Source organism: Variovorax sp. P4_D9 (assembly GCF_056401695.1).
The window spans coordinates 1-1,615 of record NZ_JBFUIU010001355.1; the positions used below are offsets into that span (position 1 = coordinate 1).

General features: G+C 68.2%; 2 protein-coding genes and 1 pseudogene. All 3 read left to right on the forward strand.

What is annotated here, in order from left to right:
* Positions 1-762: HAD-IC family P-type ATPase (locus tag AC1DY5_RS54865; protein ID WP_478122568.1), on the forward strand; the 762-nt coding region annotated here is incomplete at its 5' end.
* 11 nt (positions 763-773) lie between these two features.
* Positions 774-1,346, forward strand: a complete 573-nt coding sequence (kdpC, locus tag AC1DY5_RS54870; RefSeq protein ID WP_478122569.1) for a potassium-transporting ATPase subunit KdpC — start codon at positions 774-776, stop codon at positions 1,344-1,346.
* Between the two features lie 85 nt (positions 1,347-1,431).
* Positions 1,432-1,615, forward strand: a pseudogene (locus tag AC1DY5_RS54875) (hypothetical protein); the annotation flags it as partial.

Consider the following 1,615-nt stretch of genomic DNA (forward strand, 5'->3'; position numbering starts at 1 on the left):
CCGCTGGCGGTGGCCGAAGGCGCCCGCGTGCTCGGCATCGTCGAGCTCAAGGACATCGTCAAGACCGACATCAAGGAGCGCTTCGGCGAACTGCGCCGCATGGGCATCAAGACCGTGATGATCACCGGCGACAACAAGCTGACGGCGGCGGCCATCGCCGCCGAGGCCGGCGTGGACGATTTCCTGGCCGAGGCCACGCCCGAGGACAAGCTGGCGCTGATCCGCCAGTACCAGGCCGAGGGCCGGCTGGTCGCCATGACCGGCGACGGCACCAACGACGCGCCGGCGCTAGCGCAGGCCGACGTGGCGGTGGCGATGGGCAGCGGCACGCAGGCCGCGAAGGAGGCCGGCAACATGGTCGACCTCGACTCCAACCCGACCAAGCTGCTCGAGGTGGTCGAGACCGGCAAGGCGCTGCTGATGACCCGCGGTTCGCTCACCACCTTTTCAATCGCGAACGACGTGGCGAAGTACTTCGCGATCATTCCGGCGATCTTCATTTCGACCTATCCGCAGCTCGGCGCGCTCAACGTCATGCGGCTTGCGAGCCCGTCGTCGGCCATCCTGTCGGCGGTGATCTTCAATGCGCTGGTGATCGTGTTTCTGATCCCCTTGGCGTTGAAGGGCGTGCGCTACCGGCCGGTCGGCGCCGCCGCGCTGCTGCGGCGCAATCTCGCGATCTACGGGCTGGGCGGCCTCATCGTGCCCTTCGTCGGAATCAAGCTCATTGACTGGCTGCTGGTTGCAGTCGGTCTGGTCTGAGGACTTTCACCATGACAAACATACTTCGTCCCGCACTCGTACTGTTCGCGCTGCTCAGTGCGCTTACCGGTATCGTCTACCCGTTCGTCGTGACGGGCGCCGCGCAGGCAGTCTTTCCGGCGCAAGCCGCAGGCAGCCTCATCGTGCGCGATGGCGTGACGGTCGGCTCCACGCTCATCGGCCAGAACTTCAGCGATCCGAAGCACTTCTGGGGTCGTCCCTCGGCCACGGCTCCCATGCCATACAACGGGGGGGCTTCGAGCGGTGCCAACCAGGGGCCGCTCAATCCGGCGCTGACCGATGTGGTCAAGGGTCGCGTCGAGGCACTGCACTCGGCCGATCCGGACAACACGGCGCCGGTGCCGGTCGACCTCGTCACGAGTTCCGCCAGCGGGCTCGACCCCCACATCAGTCCGGCCGCGGCGCGCTATCAGGCGCCGCGCGTGGCGCGCATCCGCCAGCTGCCGCTGGACGCCGTCGAAGGGATGATCGACGCCCACACCGAGGCGCCGCTGTGGGGCCTGCTCGGCGAGCCGCGCGTGAACGTGCTGGCGCTCAACTTGCCGATCGATGCCGCGAAATGAGAAGCGGGTAGCGCGCGGCGCCACTCGCATCGGAAAGCGCCGAAGGACCGGCCGATGAGATAACCTCCAGCGCCGCACCCTTTCCATGATCGACGACACCCGCCCCGACCCCGACGCCCTGCTCGCCCAGTTGCGCTCCGAGGACGAACGCGCGCGCCGCGGCAAGCTGCGCATCTACTTCGGCGCCAGTGCCGGCGTCGGCAAGACCTGGGCCATGCTGAGCGCGGCGCAGCGCGAACACGCGGCGGGCCGCGACGTGGTGCTGGGGG

What these genes read in the sequence shown, in the direction of transcription:
- kdpC (WP_478122569.1), top strand. Translation starts at nt 774, where the DNA reads ATGACAAACATACTTCGTCCCGCACTCGTACTGTTCGCGCTGCTCAGT.